This is a genomic window from Erythrobacter donghaensis (genome assembly GCF_002155425.1).
Lineage (GTDB): Bacteria > Pseudomonadota > Alphaproteobacteria > Sphingomonadales > Sphingomonadaceae > Erythrobacter > Erythrobacter donghaensis.
The window spans coordinates 222,864-237,654 of sequence record NZ_MUYG01000009.1 but is presented as its reverse complement, the minus strand read 5'-3'; the positions used below and the strand labels follow the sequence as shown (position 1 = coordinate 237,654).

General features: G+C 66.3%; 15 protein-coding genes and 1 tRNA gene. 7 read left to right on the top strand and 9 right to left on the bottom strand.

Going from position 1 to position 14,791, the window contains the following annotated elements; all coding sequences use genetic code 11:
- From trpD to BZF59_RS07410, 7 genes are read right to left on the bottom strand one after another with little or no spacing between them, the layout of a single operon-like run.
- Positions 1 to 993, bottom strand: a complete 993-nt coding sequence (trpD, locus tag BZF59_RS07440) for an anthranilate phosphoribosyltransferase (RefSeq protein ID WP_086607618.1) — start codon at positions 991 to 993, stop codon at positions 1 to 3.
- On the bottom strand, positions 990 to 1,601 hold the full coding sequence (locus BZF59_RS07435) for an anthranilate synthase component II (RefSeq protein WP_086607617.1): 612 nt from the start codon (positions 1,599 to 1,601) through the stop codon (positions 990 to 992). The genes trpD and BZF59_RS07435 overlap by 4 nt, the downstream gene beginning before the upstream one ends.
- A gap of 18 nt (positions 1,602 to 1,619) precedes the next feature.
- A complete protein-coding gene (locus tag BZF59_RS07430; protein WP_086607616.1) occupies positions 1,620 to 1,943 on the bottom strand; it encodes a hypothetical protein in 324 nt (107 codons plus the stop codon).
- 10 nt (positions 1,944 to 1,953) lie between these two features.
- Complete coding sequence (locus BZF59_RS07425) at positions 1,954 to 2,829, bottom strand: phosphodiester glycosidase family protein (RefSeq protein WP_169712057.1); 876 nt, start codon at positions 2,827 to 2,829, stop codon at positions 1,954 to 1,956.
- Complete coding sequence (locus tag BZF59_RS07420; protein ID WP_086607615.1) at positions 2,829 to 3,929, bottom strand: alpha/beta fold hydrolase; 1,101 nt, start codon at positions 3,927 to 3,929, stop codon at positions 2,829 to 2,831. The genes BZF59_RS07425 and BZF59_RS07420 overlap by 1 nt, the downstream gene beginning before the upstream one ends.
- Positions 3,926 to 5,449 carry an anthranilate synthase component I gene (gene trpE / locus BZF59_RS07415; protein ID WP_086607831.1) on the bottom strand — a complete coding sequence of 508 codons (1,524 nt, stop codon included), beginning with the start codon at positions 5,447 to 5,449 and terminating at the stop codon, positions 3,926 to 3,928. Before trpE ends, BZF59_RS07420 begins: the two co-directional genes overlap by 4 nt.
- Positions 5,450 to 5,479: 30 nt before the next feature.
- On the bottom strand, positions 5,480 to 7,414 hold the full coding sequence (locus tag BZF59_RS07410) for a peptidylprolyl isomerase (RefSeq protein ID WP_086607614.1): 1,935 nt from the start codon (positions 7,412 to 7,414) through the stop codon (positions 5,480 to 5,482).
- Positions 7,415 to 7,662: 248 nt separating this feature from the next.
- Between BZF59_RS07410 and tpiA the strand changes: the two genes are divergently transcribed.
- From tpiA to BZF59_RS07395, 3 genes are all read left to right on the top strand, one after another.
- On the top strand, positions 7,663 to 8,436 hold the full coding sequence (gene tpiA, locus BZF59_RS07405) for a triose-phosphate isomerase (protein WP_086607613.1): 774 nt from the start codon (positions 7,663 to 7,665) through the stop codon (positions 8,434 to 8,436).
- A gap of 124 nt (positions 8,437 to 8,560) precedes the next feature.
- Positions 8,561 to 8,965 (top strand): preprotein translocase subunit SecG, encoded by a 405-nt coding sequence (secG, locus tag BZF59_RS07400; RefSeq protein WP_425429564.1) that lies wholly within the window; start codon positions 8,561 to 8,563, stop codon positions 8,963 to 8,965.
- A 115-nt stretch (positions 8,966 to 9,080) separates the two neighbouring features.
- Positions 9,081 to 10,718 carry a CTP synthase gene (locus BZF59_RS07395; RefSeq protein ID WP_086607612.1) on the top strand — a complete coding sequence of 546 codons (1,638 nt, stop codon included), beginning with the start codon at positions 9,081 to 9,083 and terminating at the stop codon, positions 10,716 to 10,718.
- 485 nt (positions 10,719 to 11,203) lie between these two features.
- Here the strand turns inward: BZF59_RS07395 and BZF59_RS07390 are convergent, their stop codons facing one another.
- Positions 11,204 to 11,677, bottom strand: coding sequence for an Hsp20 family protein (locus tag BZF59_RS07390; RefSeq protein ID WP_211277369.1), 474 nt, complete (start codon positions 11,675 to 11,677; stop codon positions 11,204 to 11,206).
- Positions 11,678 to 11,839: 162 nt separating this feature from the next.
- On the opposite strand from BZF59_RS07390, the gene grxC reads away from it, so the two are divergent.
- From grxC to BZF59_RS07370, 4 genes are all read left to right on the top strand, one after another.
- Positions 11,840 to 12,103 carry a glutaredoxin 3 gene (grxC, locus tag BZF59_RS07385; RefSeq protein ID WP_086607611.1) on the top strand — a complete coding sequence of 88 codons (264 nt, stop codon included), beginning with the start codon at positions 11,840 to 11,842 and terminating at the stop codon, positions 12,101 to 12,103.
- The gene (locus BZF59_RS07380) at positions 12,103 to 12,933 is read left to right on the top strand and encodes a carbon-nitrogen hydrolase family protein (protein ID WP_086607610.1); all 831 of its coding nucleotides are present in this window, start codon (positions 12,103 to 12,105) and stop codon (positions 12,931 to 12,933) included. The genes grxC and BZF59_RS07380 overlap by 1 nt, the downstream gene beginning before the upstream one ends.
- Positions 12,930 to 13,394 (top strand): DUF1178 family protein, encoded by a 465-nt coding sequence (locus tag BZF59_RS07375; protein WP_086607609.1) that lies wholly within the window; start codon positions 12,930 to 12,932, stop codon positions 13,392 to 13,394. Before BZF59_RS07380 ends, BZF59_RS07375 begins: the two co-directional genes overlap by 4 nt.
- A gap of 33 nt (positions 13,395 to 13,427) precedes the next feature.
- A tRNA-Arg gene (locus BZF59_RS07370) sits at positions 13,428 to 13,504 on the top strand.
- Here BZF59_RS07370 and BZF59_RS07365 read toward each other — a convergent pair.
- Positions 13,499 to 14,713, bottom strand: coding sequence for an MFS transporter (locus tag BZF59_RS07365; RefSeq protein ID WP_086607608.1), 1,215 nt, complete (start codon positions 14,711 to 14,713; stop codon positions 13,499 to 13,501). The genes BZF59_RS07370 and BZF59_RS07365 overlap by 6 nt on opposite strands.
- Positions 14,714 to 14,791 lie beyond the last annotated feature (78 nt).

Below are 14,791 nucleotides of genomic sequence, written 5' to 3'. Positions count from 1 at the left end.
TCACTTCGCTAGCGCAATCCAGCGCTTGAGCAAGGCCAGTGCGGCCCCGCTGTCGAGCGCCTCGGCGGCCATGGCGGCTCGTTCGGGCCAGTCGGCGCCGCGCCCGGCCACGGTTAGCGCGCCTGCCGCGTTGAACAGCACCGCGTCGCGATAGGGTCCGGGGCTGCCCATCAGCAGGGCCTTCAATGCGGCGGCGTTGTGCTTCGCATCGTCGCCGCGGATCGCTTCGATCGGGGCATGGGGGAGGCCTGCGGCACTGGCATCCACCCGCTCCAGGCGCACGGCATTGCCGGTCACCACCGCGACCTCGTTCCCGCCGGCGAGGCTCAACTCGTCGAGCCCCTCGTCGCCCGACACGATCAGCGACTTGCCGGTGCCCAGCCGCGCCATCGCGCCGGCATAGATCGGCACATAGGCGGGCCGGGCGATGCCGATCAGCTGGCTGGTCACGCCTGCAGGGTTCGAGAGCGGCCCCATCAGGTTGAAGATGGTGCGCTGGCCGATCCGCACCCGAATGGGCTGGATCCGCGCCATCGCCGGGTGGTGGTTCTTGGCGAAGAGGAAGCAGATGCCGATTTCGGCGAGGGTTTTCTCTGCCGTGCGCCCGGCGGCGTCCATATCGAGCCCGAGCGCTTCGAGTGTGTCCGCAGCGCCCGCTTTCGATGACGCCGCGCGGTTACCGTGCTTGGCGACCGGCACGCCGCAAGCCGCGACCACGAGGCTGACCGCGGTCGAGACGTTGAGCGTGTGGTGCCCGTCGCCTCCTGTGCCGCAGACGTCGATCGCGCCGTCGGGAGCGTCGATCGGGATCAGCCGCGCGCGCAAGGCCCGTGCCGCGCCCGCGATCTCGTCGGCCGTCTCGCCGCGCGCCGAGAGGGCGACGAGGAAGTCGGCGATCTCGTCTTCGGACGGGCTGCCATCGAGCAGGGTGCCGAAGGCGGCTTCGGCCTCGGCCTCGGAGAGCGGGGCCGTGATGTCGGGGAGGGTGCTCATGCGGTCAGCCTTGCGGGCAGCGCGGGCTCCATCCCGCAGGCCTTGAGAAAATTGGCGAGCAGCGCGTGGCCATGCTCGGTGGCGATGCTTTCGGGGTGGAACTGCACTGAATGGATCGGAAGGGTCGCGTGGCGGAAGCCCATCACGGAGGGATGATCGCTGCCGGGAGTCTCGGCATGGGCGTTGGCGACCAGTTCGGCGGGGACATCGACCACTTCGAGGCTGTGATAGCGCGTCGCGATGAAAGGCGAGGGCAGGTCTGCGAACACCCCCGTCCCGTCATGCGTCACCGGAGAGGTCTTGCCATGCATTAGCCCGCCGCGCTGGACGCGTCCGCCGAAATGCTGCCCGATCGCCTGATGGCCGAGGCACACGCCCATCAGCGGCTTCCCCGCATCCGCGCAGGCCGCGACCAGATCGAGGCTGATCCCCGCCTCGTTGGGCGTGCAGGGGCCGGGCGAGATCAGGAACCCCGCCGCATTGGTCCGCAGCGCCTCGACCGCAGTCAGCGCGTCATTGCGCTCCACGCGTACCTCGGCCCCCAGCTCCATCAGGTAATGGACGAGGTTGAAGGTGAAGCTGTCGTAATTGTCGATGACGAGGATCATGGAAACATGCTGCCTAAATCACTTCTTTTTCATAAGGAACAGCCAACCCTGCTCGCCTTGATGCACGATTGCGCCGACCAAGACAGTTATGAAGCTGCCATAGAGAAAATTTGCGTCGTCGCTCTCTCGAAATAGGTAACAACCGAGCAAGCCTAGCCAGAGTATCCCAAGCCCGCCAAATCGGAAAAATTTTCCGTAAGTATCGAAAAACGTCTGCACGCGCGGATCAAGGCAATGGTTGACGAAAAAATCGGGCGAGAAGCGAAAGAGAGACCTGAAGTAATAGTCGAACGCTGCGACGGCGCTTGTGATCAGCAAAATCCAGAGAGCATCAATAGCCATCGCAAGCGAGCTACCCTGCTGGCGGCACATTGGCGCTCGGAACTGATTCCGGCGTTGCCGCCTCCCGCTTCGTCACCACAATGATCGGGCCGACGCGGCCCTTGTCCATGCGCCCGGTGGCCGGGTCCCACAGGCTAGACACCTGCCCATCGAGGTAAAGCGCATTGCTCACCTTCAGTTCGTCGCGGAAATAACGGGCAAGCTGGCCGAAGCTAATCGGCGCGTCGGAGATCACGAAATGCGCCTTGCCGCTCGCGTCGACACCCACGCCGTTGCGGATCGCCTTCGAGGGGCCGTTGTCCTGAATCTCGGGGTGCATCTTGCCGTCGATTAGCATCAGCGGGCCGGACTGCGTGCCGAATTCCGGGCGGTCGCCTACGGTGTCGAAGAATGTGTTGCTCCCCAGCACGCGCCATTTGCTGCCGGTGCCGAAGAACACCCCGTTGGGCTTCATGTAGAAATTGCCGTCACCATTGGCGCGGTTCAGTTCCGACAGACGCTCGCCGTTTTGGACGAAGTAGCCGATGGGCCTGAGGTCGTCGCCATACATCCCGCCATTGACCGCGAAAGCAATGTCGCTGGGGTCGACGCTAGCCGCAAAGGCGCTGAGCGAGCCGAAGGGCTGCTTGTCCGCGCCGACATTCGCCATCGCGATGCGGTGCGTGGCGGGGTCAGCGACGCAATCGGTGAGCGGCACGGTCTCGAACACAACTTGGCGGCACGCGGAAGGCCCGGCGGCCAGCGCCGGTGTGGCGGTGGGGGAGGGCGTGACGCTGTCTTCGCTGTCCGACCCGTCGAGCCGCGTCGTCACCAGCGCCTCGCCACCCTGTTGCTCGGAACAGGCGGCAAGGGCCAGCAGCAGGCAGAGAACCACCCCGATCCGCATCACGGGTTCTCTTTCAGAAAGCGCAGCAACTCGTCCATCCACAGGTGCGGGCGGCTGTGCGTGCCGTGGCCATAAGTCTGCGCGCTCGGCGGGATCAGCACGAAGCGCGCGCGCGGCATGGTCGAAGCGAGCGCCGCCGGATTGCCGAGGCCGGGCGGATTGATGAAATCATCCGCCGAATTGATCCACAGCACCGGCGCGGTGATTTCGTGCAACCGCGCGGCGGGGTTGTAGTTGCGTGAGGAATCGAACTGCCAGATCGTGTCGTTGGGATCGACCGGGCGCGCGGCGGCGGCTTCACGGCGCGCGGCATAGAATTGCTCGGCGGCGGCGCGGGTGGGGTAGTCGGCGTCCATGCGATAGGGATTGCTCCCCGCCAGCAGCAGCACATTGCTCGCGACCGCTTGACCCACCTTCAGATCGGCGGGATCGGCATAATTGCCGTCGTTATAGGCGGGATCCATGCGGAAACCGTCGATCACCATCTGGCGCATCACCCGGTTGCGCCCGGCAATCTCGACCGCGTTGCAGGCAAGCGGCACGAATTTTTTGACAAAGCCCGGATACTTCGGCCCCCAGACGAAGGAATGCATGCACCCCATCGAGGTGCCAAGGATCATCTCGAGGCTGCTGACGCCGAGCCCCTCGGTCAGCATTCGGTATTGCGCGCGCACCATGTCGTCATAATCGTAACGCGGGAAGGCGGCGCGCAGACCGTCGCTGGGCTTGCTGCTCTTCCCGTGGCCGAGGTTGCTCGGGGAAATGACGTAATAGCGCGTGATATCGAGCGGTTGGCCCGGGCCGAACATCGCGTCGCCGAAATGGGGTTGCAGCAGCGAGGTCGCATCGCCGCCGGTGCCGTGGAGCAGCATCACCGCGTTGTCGATTTCGCCCTCGGCGTTGCGGTGCGGTGTGCCCAGCGTGAGCGCGTGCATGGTGATTTCGGGCAGAGTGTCGCCGGTGCCGAACACGAAATCATTGAGCACGATAGTGCGTTCGTCAGCCTTGGCGACCCAGTCCTCGGCCCTGAGCGCGCCGAGCGGCAGGCCGAGCGCGATGAGGATCGCAACGAAAAGCCGGATGATTACGCTTGTGCTCATTGCCCATACCCCGGTTCGCCCGCCACGCGTACTGCCTCGCGCGCGGCGGCGATCAGCGCGCCGGCCTTGGCGCGGCATTCGGCGAGTTCGTAATCGGGATCGGAATCGGCGACGATCCCCGCGCCCGCCTGCACGTGCATCACCCCGTCCTTCACCACCGCGGTGCGCAACACGATGCAGCTGTCGAGCGAGCCGTCGGGCGCGAAATAGCCCACACCGCCCGCATAGGCGCCGCGCGTTTCGGGCTCCAGTTCGGCAATGATCTCGCAGGCCCTGATCTTGGGCGCACCCGAGACGGTGCCAGCCGGAAAGCCCGCAAACAGCGCGTCGAGCGCGTCCTTAGCAGGGTCGAGCCGCCCCACGACATTGCTGACGATGTGCATCACGTGGCTGTAGCGCTCGATGGTGAAGCTGTCGGTCACCTCCACCGTCCCCGCCGCCGCCACCCGGCCGACATCGTTGCGGCCTAGATCGAGCAGCATGAGGTGCTCGGCCCGCTCCTTGGGATCGGCGAGCAGGCTGGCTTCGTTGGCGTCATCCTCCTCGCGGGTTTTGCCGCGCGGGCGCGTCCCCGCGATCGGGCGGATCGTGACTTCGCCCTCCCGCACCCGCACGAGGATCTCGGGCGAGGAACCGACCAGCGCGAAGCCGGGGAGGTCGAGGAAATAGAGGAAGGGCGAGGGGTTCACCCGCCGCAGCGCGCGGTAGAGCGCCAGCGGGGGCAGGGTGAAGGGACAGGTGAAGCGCTGGGCCAGAACCACCTGGAAGATGTCGCCTGCAAGGATGTAATCCTTCGCGCGCAGGGCCATCGCCTTGTAGTCATCCGGCGCGATCACCGGGGCGAGGTCGGGGAGCGCATCGGGCACCGCCTCGCCGGCGGCAACGGGCAGGGCGGTGCCGAGCTGGCTCAGCGTCGCATCGATCCGCTCGCCTGCGCGCACCACCGCAGCCTCGGGATCGCTCGCCTCCCAGATCGGCGCGATGGCGAACAGCGCGTTGGTGAGGCCGTCGAACACCAGAATGACCGTGGGACGCACGAACAGCATGTCGGGCAGATCGAGCGGGCTGTCGGCGGCGCGCGGCAAGGTCTCGACCAGCCCGATTGTCTCGTAACCGAGATAGCCGACGAGGCAGGCGAGGGCGGGAGGCAGGCCCTCGGGCATGGGATCGACCCGGCAAGCAGCGGCGAGAGCGCGCAGTTCGGCCAGTGCATCGCCTTCAAGCGGGCTGAAGGCCTCAGGATCCAGCTTCCAGTCGCGGTTGATTTCGGCAGCATTGCCCCGCGCGCGGAACACCAGATCGGGATCAAGCCCGAGCAGGCTGTAGCGCCCGCGCACCTCGCCGCCCTCAACCGACTCGAGCAGAAAGTCGCCGCGCCCCGGCACAATCAGCCGCCGCGCCGCGCCCACCGGCGTGTCGCTGTCGGCGATGATCCTGCGCCACACCAGCGCCGGGCGCCCGTCGCGCAGGCTCACGCAGGCGGCGGCGGCGTTTTCGGGCTGGAGGCCAGTCGCAGTCAGGCTCACGTTACGATCACAGGACTTGCGCGCTTACTGTTCGCCGGCGAGCTGCTTGCGCACCGCGGCGATGGCGCCTTCATTGCGGGTGACGCCCAGATCCTTGCGCATCGCGGTGATCGTCTGCCCGCGATATTCATCGCTCAGCGCCGCGCCCAGCTGCTGGCGGGTCTGCTGCACGACATCGCTGTTTTCGGCGATCGGCAGGATGGTGATGTCCTCGAGCGACACCACATACCAGCCCAGATCGCGCGGGCCTTCGAGCGGCTTGACCGTGCCTTCGGCCATGCTGAACATCAGCACCAGCGGCGGGGCGACGCGGGGCTGGCGGCCCGAGAGCAGTTCGCGGCGTTCGAGATTGATCGATTCGCGCTCGAACCCGGACTTGTTCTCGGCGGCGAGCGCAGCGGCGAGCGGCGTGCCGGCGCGCACCTTGGCGGTGATCCGCTCGGCCGCCTGCTTGGCGAGGATCGCGCCTTGCGCGCGCTTCCACCCGGCAATCGCGAGATCACGCACTTCGGCGAGCGGCGGGGCGCTGGCTTCCTCGACTCGGGCGACCTCAAAGATCACGAATTGATCGGCCTGCACCTGCGCCAGTTGCGGCTCGCTTTCCTCCATCTGGAAGGCGGTCTGGAGCACCGCGGCCAGCTGCGGCACGATCTGCACATCGGGCCGCCCGAAGGCCTGTCCGTTGGCGAGCAGGGCAGGCGTAGTCTCGATGGTAAGGCCATAGGTCTTGGCGACTTCGGCCAGCGCAGTGCCACCGTCGATCTCGGCTTCGATTTCGGCGGTCAGATCGCCGATCGCGGCGGCGCGCTTTTCAGTGGTGAGCTGCTCGGTAATCTCGGGCGTGGCCTGTGCCAGCGTGCGCGCCGGGGTGCGCACCACCTTGTCGACGCGCGCCACATACCAGCCCAGCGTGCCTTGCGCGGGCTCGACAATCGCGCCTTCGGCGGCCTTGAAGGCGCTTTCGGCAAAGGCGAAGCTGGTGGCGCCCGCCATCGCTTCGCGATCCCGCGGTTCGGCGGTGGAGGCGGTGAACCCGGCTTCACGCGCAACGCTCTCAAGCGCCGCGCCGCCACGGATGCGCGCGGCCAGCGACCTGGCGGCATCCTGCGTGGGCACCACGAAGCTGGTGATCGCGCGCGTCTCGCTCGCCTGGAAACGGGCGGCATCGCGCTTGTAGCGTTCGGCGATTTCCGCCGCGGTGGGCGTGGCATTGACCTTCAGCGTATCGGTCCCGAACACGGCAAAGCGCAGCGTTCGGCGCTCGGGGCGGATGAACTTGGTGCGGTTGTCCTTGTACCACGCGGTCAGCTGCGCCTCGGACGGGCCAGCAGCGGGCGCATAGGAGGCGCTGGGGATCAGCGCGATCTCGCCCTTGCGCTTTTCGAGCACCAGCGCGGCATATTGCGCGGCGATCTTTTCAGGCAGGCGCGGCGCGGCGACGGCCGGGCCGAGCAATTGCTGCTCGATCATCCCGTCGGACAGGTCGCGCCGGAACATCGCCGGGGTCAGTCCCTGACGGGCAAGCGCTGCCAGATAGGTCTGTTCGTCGAACTCACCGGTCAGCCCCTTGAAGGCCTGAATTTTGAGAATCTCGCTGTTGACCAGATTCTCGCCGCCCCGCAGGCCGTATTTCTCGCCATAGGCACCGATGGTGTAGCGATCGATCAGCTGCCGCATGACCTCGTCCAGCCCGCCTTCGGCGACAAATTCGGGCATGGTCAGCGTCGGGTTCTGCCTCCGCAGCTGGTCCACCGCGGTATTCGCGCCGAGGGTGAGATCGGACACCGGAATGCCCTCGCCCCCGACGACCGCGATCTTGTCGGAGTTGGACACGGCCCCGCCAAAACTCGACCCGCTGATGTCGGAGGCGGCAAACGCCAGAGCGATTAGCGCGAGAAAGGCAAGGACGATCGGCAGACCGATCTTGGACTGGAAGAAGCGGCGGAAAAACGAAATCATCTGTCGGTCGACCCCACGGGAGGCTGGCAAGTGGCAGAGCGCCAAGGCCCTGCGGCGCGCGCTGCGAAGCATTCGCGGCGCTGAGGCGCTTTAGAGGCCCTGCGACCGCGCGGCAACAGGTTCGCGCGCGTTTTGACTAGCGCAGCGTCCTCGGCTAGCGGACGCGGCCCCGGGGCGATACAGCACGACACAGAATCACGCGGCCCCGGGCCAACCCTCTCATTTTATTCAGAGTGCAAAGGCAGAACATGACCCGCCGACCCTATATCGTCGGAAACTGGAAGATGCACGGCACCCGCGCGATGCTGTCGGAGGCGCGCACGATCGATCGTGCGGCCCAGCGGCACATGAAGGTCGAAGTCGCGCTCGCGCCGCCCTACACCCTGATCCACCCGATCCACCGCGAGGCCGAGCAGATCGCAGTCGGCGCGCAGGATTGCCACGAGGCCGATGGCGGCGCGCATACCGGGGATATCTCGGCGGCGATGGTCGCGGATGCGGGGGCAAGCTTCGTCATCCTCGGTCATTCGGAACGGCGGCAGAACCACCGCGAGACCGATGCGCTGGTGCGCGCCAAGGCCGAGGCGGCGCTGGCGGCGGGGCTGAAGATCATCATGTGCTGCGGCGAAAGCGCCGACACGCGCGAATCGGGCAAGGCCGTCGCCTTCGTGAAGGCCCAGCTCAAAGCCTCGCTCCCTCCGGCCGACGCCATGCCGGCCGATGTCGCCGAGCGGCTGACCGTGGCCTATGAACCGATCTGGGCGATCGGCACCGGCACCGCAGCCACCACCGACGACATCGCCGAAATGCATGGCGAAATCCGCGCGCTGCTGATCCAGTTGTTCGGCGAAGAGCAGGGCAGCGAGGTGCGGATCCTCTATGGTGGCTCGGTCAAGCCCGACAACGCGGCCGAAATCTTCGCCGTCCCCGAGGTTGGCGGCGCGCTGGTGGGCGGGGCAAGCCTGACCGCCGACAGCCTGATGGGCATCGCGCTCGCCGCCAGCGAGCCTTCGGCGAACTAGGCGACCTCCAGGCTATGTCGCGCGGCGCGCCCGCCCGGGCTTGCCGCGCGGCGCTTGCACGCTTACATGGCGCGCAATCTATTCACCCGGGCGAGCCATCGCCCCCGGCCACGAGAAGCGTTTCATGTCCCTGTTCATCTTCCTTACTGTGATTCAGGCCCTGGTGGCCGCCGCGCTGGTTGGCGTGGTGCTGATGCAGCGCTCTGAAGGCGGTGGTCTGGGGATCGGCGGCGGCAGCCCGGGCGGCGCTTTCGGCGCGCGCGGTGCGGCCGATTTCCTGTCGCGCGCGACAAAGTGGCTGGCGATTGCCTTCGTGACCCTGTCGATCGTACTCGCCGCGCTGGCGGTGCGGGAAAGCAAGGTCGGCGACGTGACGACAACGCTTGATCGCGATGCCCCGGCAGCGGGCGCTCTGCCCGATGTGCTGGGTGAAACGTCCCCGGCCCAGGCGCCGGCGGCTCCCGCTCGCGATGCCCCGGCCGCGCAGCCTTCGGCCGCCCCGGCGCCCACGGGTCAGCCCGCCCAATAATCGCCCCGCGGCTGCGTTTTTGCGGCCTGCCGCCACCGGCACTGTGGATGGCGCGCGATTTGGCGCGTCAATTCGCTTGCTCCGAATCCCTCCTGACGCTTAAGGCCCAACTCCCATGGCGCGGTTCATTTTCATCACCGGCGGCGTGGTCTCCTCGCTCGGCAAAGGTCTCATGGCAGCCTCTCTGGCGGCCCTCCTGCAGGCGCGCGGCTACAAGGTCCGCATCCGCAAGTTCGACCCCTATCTCAACGTCGATCCCGGCACGATGAGCCCCTATCAGCACGGCGAAGTCTATGTGACCGATGACGGGGCCGAGACCGATCTCGATCTCGGGCACTACGAGCGCTTCACCGGCGTTTCCGCACGGCAGAGCGACAACATCACCTCGGGCCGCGTCTATCGCGACATCATCGCAAAGGAACGCCGCGGTGACTATCTTGGCGCGACGGTGCAGGTGATCCCGCACGTGACGGACGCGATCAAGGAATTCGCGCTCGCCGATCAGGGCGACCATGATTTCATCCTGTGCGAAATCGGCGGGACGGTGGGCGATATCGAATCGCTGCCCTTCATGGAGGCGATCCGCCAGCTTCGGAACGAGCTCGAACCGCACCAGACCGTCAGCGTCCACGTCACGCTGGTGCCCTATATCAAGGCGGCGGGCGAACTGAAGACCAAGCCCACGCAGCACTCGGTGCGCGAGCTCGCCAGCCTCGGGATCAAGCCCGACATCCTGCTGTGCCGCGCCGAGCATCCGATCCCGGAAAGCGACCGGCGCAAGATCGCGCAATTCTGCAACGTGCGCCCGCAGGCGGTGATTCAGGCGCTCGATGCGCCCTCGATCTATTCGGTGCCGCAGCAATATCACGCTGAGGGGCTCGATGCCGAAGTGCTGCGCGCTTTCGGCATCACCGATGCGCCTGCGCCGAACCTTACGGCGTGGGAGGATGTGACCGACCGTCACTTCAACCCCGAAGGCGAAGTCACCATTGCCGTCGTCGGCAAGTATGTCGGGTTGCAGGACGCCTACAAGAGCCTCAATGAAGCGCTGGTGCACGGCGGCCTCGCCAACCGCGTGAAGGTCAACATCAGGTGGATAGATGCCGAGATTTTCGAAGGCGATGACGATTCCGCGATCATCGCCGCGCTCGAACCGATGCATGGCATTCTCGTACCCGGCGGTTTCGGCGAGCGCGGGAGCGAGGGCAAGATTTCGGCGGTGCGATTTGCGCGTGAGCGCGGCGTGCCGTTCTTCGGGATCTGCCTCGGCATGCAGATGGCCTGCATCGAAGGCGCGCGCGCCGCGGGTTTCGAGAATGCCACCTCGACCGAATTCGGCCCCACCGACACGCCGGTGGTCGGCATCATCACCGAGTGGATGACCAAGGAAGGCCTCCAGCAGCGCGAAGAGGGCGGCGACCTCGGCGGCACGATGCGGCTCGGCGCCTATCCGGCCAAGCTCAGCCCCAACAGCCACACCTCGCGCATCTATGGCGGCGCGGAGGTCATCTCCGAACGTCACCGCCACCGCTACGAGGTCAACAGCGCCTTTATCGAGCCGCTGGAAAAGCAGGGCCTGATTTTTGCCGGCATGAGCCCCGACGGATTGCTGCCTGAAATCGTCGAGCGGCCCGATCACCCGTGGTTCGTCGGCGTTCAGTTCCACCCCGAGCTAAAGTCGCGGCCCTTCGATCCGCACCCGCTGTTTGCCGGCTTCATTGCCGCTGCGCTGGAACAGTCGCGTCTGGTCTAGGCCAGCCGGTGCCGGGGAGCGGTGCGCCAGGAGCGGCCGAAATTCGAACAAGCAGAGGCATTTAACCTCGATGGCCGCCGCCTCACCGGGCGCCGCGTGGCCTTGCGGAAGCTTGGCGGATCGATCAGCGCGACAGCCTAGTTGATATTACGAAATCGCATTGCAATCCTTTGTTACCGAAGTCTGGATTTCAATGTCGTATCCTTACAAGTTTCGTAGATTGCCCTTGCGTGTTATTGCCATTCCGAATTACAGGGAGGCACTTCTTCACGGTTTGACAGGGCTTCGTCGCTTAAGACGAACCTTCGGCGGGTCGCTCTTGCAGGGATGGCTCGGTCCGAGTTCGAAGCGAAGCCTTTGAAACGAGCTTACCTGCTCTTGTCCGTCTTCTGCGACCCGGACGGATAGGAGCAGGTGAGGCGGCGCAAGTCGCGGGGGCGGATTGCGAGATCCGCCCCCTAAACTTATCTTCCCGATAGAAAGTTTCAGGCCGCGCTGGCGGCGTCATCGTCCGTGGGCACCGCGGTCAGCGTGGCGGTGCCGCCGATCGCGATCTTGCGCGGCTTCATCGCGTCGGGCACTTCGCGCACCAGGTCGATGATCAGCAGGCCATCGGCAAGATCGGCGCGCTCGACCCGGACGAAATCGGCGAGTTCAAAGCGACGCTCGAAGCCGCGGTTGGCGATGCCGACATGGATCAGCTCCTGCCCGTCATCGCCCTCTTCGCGCTTGCGGCCCTGCACCACCAGCAGGTTCTGCTGCGCGGTGATGTCGATATCCTGCGGGCGAAACCCCGCCACGGCCAGCGTGATGCGGTAATTGTCCTCGCCCCGGCGCGAGATGTTGAAGGGGGGGTAATTGTCGCCCGCGTTGAGCCGCGCCTGATTTTCGAGCAGGTCGAACAGGCGATCAAAGCCCACGGTGGAGCGGCGGTAGGGGGTGAAATCGAAACGTGACATCGTGCAAATCCTCTTCCAGAGCAATTTGGGTCGGGTGCGGGCCTGCGGATTGCAGCGCCCGCTATGTGCCCCCGCGCTTCCCGAGACTGGCGAAACGCGGTGACTGTGCTTATTTGGTTTTCACGCGCAAGCTTTCAAGATGCTTTGGCAAGAGGGATTACGATGGCCGCACCGCAGATCGACATCTACACCAAGTTCGCCTGCCCCTTCTGCGTGCGCGCCAAGCGCCTGCTGAGCCAAAAGGGTGCCGAATTCACCGAGCACGACATCACCATGGGCGGCGCCAAGCGCGACGAAATGCTCGCCCGCGCGCCGAATGCGATGACGGTGCCGCAGATCTTCATCGGCGATGTGCACGTGGGCGGCAGCGACGATCTTGCCGCGCTCGAGGCTGCGGGCAAGCTCGACGCGCTTTTGGCGGGCTGATGACCCGGATCGCGGTGCTCCAGATGACCTCGGGGATCGATCCCGAGGCCAATTGCGCGACCATCACCGATGCGGCCGGGGCGGCGGCGCGGGAGGGGGCGGCGATGCTGTTCACCCCCGAAATGTCGCTGCTGCTCGATCGCAACCGGGCGCGCGGGGCGGCGCATATCGTGGCGCAGGAGACCTCGGCCCACGTTGCGCAGCTGGCCGCGCTGGCGCAGGAAACCGGGCTGACGATCGCTCTCGGATCGATGGCGGTCGCGCTTCCCGACGGTCGTTACGCCAACCGCGCGATGGTGTTTGCGCCCGGCGCGGGCGCGCCGGTCACCTATGACAAGATGCACATGTTCGACGTTGACCTCGCAAGCGGCGAGAGCTGGCGCGAGAGCAACGCCTATCGCGCCGGGGATGCGGTGGTCAGCGTGGACGACACGCCGATCGGGCGGCTTGGCCTGACGATCTGTTACGACATCCGCTTTCCCGCGCTGTTCGAGGCGCTCGGCAACCGCCGCTGCGATGCCATCGCTGTGCCGGCCGCCTTCACCCGGCCCACAGGCGCAGCGCATTGGCATGTCATGCTGCGCGCGCGCGCGATCGAGGCGCAGGCCTTCGTCATTGCCGCCGCGCAGGTCGGCCGCCACGCGGACGGGCGCGAGACCTATGGCCACAGCCTCGTCGTCGACCCGTGGGGCGAAGTGCTGCTCGACATGGGCGGGGAAGCGCCGGGGCTCGCCTTTTGCGAGATCGACCTTGCTCGCGTCGCAGAAGTTCGCGCGCAGGTGCCTGCGCTTGCCAATCGCCGTGTTATCCTGAGTTCTGACCCGTCATGATCGTCTTCGACCTTTCCTGCACGCAAGGCCACCGGTTCGAGGGGTGGTTCGGTTCCTCAGCCGATTACGACGACCAGCGCGCGCGCGGGTTGCTGGCGTGCCCGCATTGCGGGTGTGCCGAAGTGGTGAAGGCACCGATGGCGCCTGCCGTGCCTGCCAAGGGCAATGCCCGGCAGGAGGTGCTGCCGCCCGAGACGCGCCCAATGGCCAACACGCCGATGCCGCCCGAGGTGCAAAAGGCGCTGCACCAGCTCGCCAAGGCGCAGGCCGAGGCGCTCAAGGCTTCGACATGGGTCGGCGAGAAGTTCGCCGAGGAAACCCGCAAGATGCATTATGGGGAGCGTGACGAGGCCCCGATCCACGGGCAGGCCAGCCTCGCCGAAGCCAAGGCTCTGATCGAGGAAGGCGTGCCAGTCGCCCCGCTGCCGTTCCCGGTCGCGCCGCCCGAAAAGTTGAATTGAACGGGAAGCGCGGGGTGCTATGAAGCGCCTCGGGACCCCGTAGCTCAGCCGGATAGAGCACCAGATTCCTAATCTGGGGGCCGCGCGTTCGAATCGCGCCGGGGTCACCACTCTTGTGGGTGCAACCGCCGCCAGCGCCGCTCGGCGTGGAAGGACAGCGCCAGCACGCAGCCCGACATCGCCAGCATCAGCGCGCAGGTGCCGCCCCATCCGGCCCAGTCATACACTGCTGTTCCCGCCGCACTGCCGATCGCCCCGCCGATGAACATCGCCACGATGTAGGAGGTGGTCAGGCGGGTACGGATCTCGGGGGCGAGGGTAAACAATGTCATGCGTCCAGTTACGTCGATCGTCGGCCCGACCATGTTAACGATGAACAGCGGCACCAGCAGCCCCCAGATGCTGAACCCCAGCGGATAGAACAGCGCGATGCCGCTCAGTTGCACCACCGCCGCCGCCAGCCGCGCCTTGCGCGCGCCCACCCGGTCGGCCCAGCGGCCTAGCCTCGGCGTGGTGAAAACGCTGATCGCCGCGACGCCTGCCAAGAGGCCCACATCATCCGTGCCATAACCCATCTCGGCGCTCGTCAGGTGCAGCGCCAGCGCCAGCCAGCTGGCCGTGAAGATGCCGAAGTTGAGCCCCTGTATCGCGGCGGAGATCTGCGTGTCGGGGTGCCTCGCGGCGAGCCGGAACACAGATGCGATCAGGGCGCCGTAACCGGCCTCCGCGCGCTTGGCCGCGGGCGGCTCGCTTCGCATCGCTAGCGGCAGCAGCGCCGTCACCGCTACCATCAGCGCGAAAGCGGCGATGTAGACCGTGCGCCAATCGGCATAGGCGGCCACGATCCCCGCGCCCACCCGCGCCACGAGGATGCCGAAAATCACCGCTGCGGTCAGCTGCGCGGTGACGAGCCCCAGCCGCTCGGGCGCGATGCGCTTGGAGGCGTAGGCCGGGATCAGGTAGGGCGCGATCGTCACGAAGCCGAGCAGCGTGGAAGCAGCGGTGAACAACAGGAGATCCGGCGCCAGCACCATCCCGCCAAGGCAAACCGTCTGCGCCGCCACGAAGACGAGGCACAGCTTGCGGTTGGACATGAAGTCCCCCAGCGGCAGCAGCAGCAGAATGCCCAGCGCCAGCGCCAGCTGGTTGAGCGCCGGCACCAGTCCAATCTCGGCCTCGCCCACGCCGAAGGCGCGCGCCACTTCGCCGATGATCGGGTGAATGTAATAGGCATTGGCCGTCACCACCGCGATCGTCAGGGTCAGCGCCCATTCCTGCGAACGGGTGAGGCGGGCAGGGCCGGGTGCGGGTTGAGACATCAAGCGCGCCCTATCGGATCGGTACGGCGCTGTCAGCGTGCTGTTTCGATGGCGCATCGATTACGCTGGCATTCTCGG

Coding starts and splice junctions, on each gene's coding strand:
- trpD (WP_086607618.1), bottom strand. CDS start 993: ATGAGCACCCTCCCCGACATCACGGCCCCGCTCTCCGAGGCCGAGGCC.
- BZF59_RS07435 (WP_086607617.1), bottom strand. CDS start 1,601: ATGATCCTCGTCATCGACAATTACGACAGCTTCACCTTCAACCTCGTC.
- BZF59_RS07430 (WP_086607616.1), bottom strand. CDS start 1,943: ATGGCTATTGATGCTCTCTGGATTTTGCTGATCACAAGCGCCGTCGCA.
- BZF59_RS07425 (WP_169712057.1), bottom strand. CDS start 2,829: ATGCGGATCGGGGTGGTTCTCTGCCTGCTGCTGGCCCTTGCCGCCTGT.
- BZF59_RS07420 (WP_086607615.1), bottom strand. CDS start 3,929: ATGAGCACAAGCGTAATCATCCGGCTTTTCGTTGCGATCCTCATCGCG.
- BZF59_RS07410 (WP_086607614.1), bottom strand. CDS start 7,414: ATGATTTCGTTTTTCCGCCGCTTCTTCCAGTCCAAGATCGGTCTGCCG.
- tpiA (WP_086607613.1), top strand. CDS start 7,663: ATGACCCGCCGACCCTATATCGTCGGAAACTGGAAGATGCACGGCACC.
- secG (WP_425429564.1), top strand. CDS start 8,561: ATGTCCCTGTTCATCTTCCTTACTGTGATTCAGGCCCTGGTGGCCGCC.
- BZF59_RS07395 (WP_086607612.1), top strand. CDS start 9,081: ATGGCGCGGTTCATTTTCATCACCGGCGGCGTGGTCTCCTCGCTCGGC.
- BZF59_RS07390 (WP_211277369.1), bottom strand. CDS start 11,677: ATGTCACGTTTCGATTTCACCCCCTACCGCCGCTCCACCGTGGGCTTT.
- grxC (WP_086607611.1), top strand. CDS start 11,840: ATGGCCGCACCGCAGATCGACATCTACACCAAGTTCGCCTGCCCCTTC.
- BZF59_RS07380 (WP_086607610.1), top strand. CDS start 12,103: ATGACCCGGATCGCGGTGCTCCAGATGACCTCGGGGATCGATCCCGAG.
- BZF59_RS07375 (WP_086607609.1), top strand. CDS start 12,930: ATGATCGTCTTCGACCTTTCCTGCACGCAAGGCCACCGGTTCGAGGGG.
- BZF59_RS07365 (WP_086607608.1), bottom strand. CDS start 14,713: ATGTCTCAACCCGCACCCGGCCCTGCCCGCCTCACCCGTTCGCAGGAA.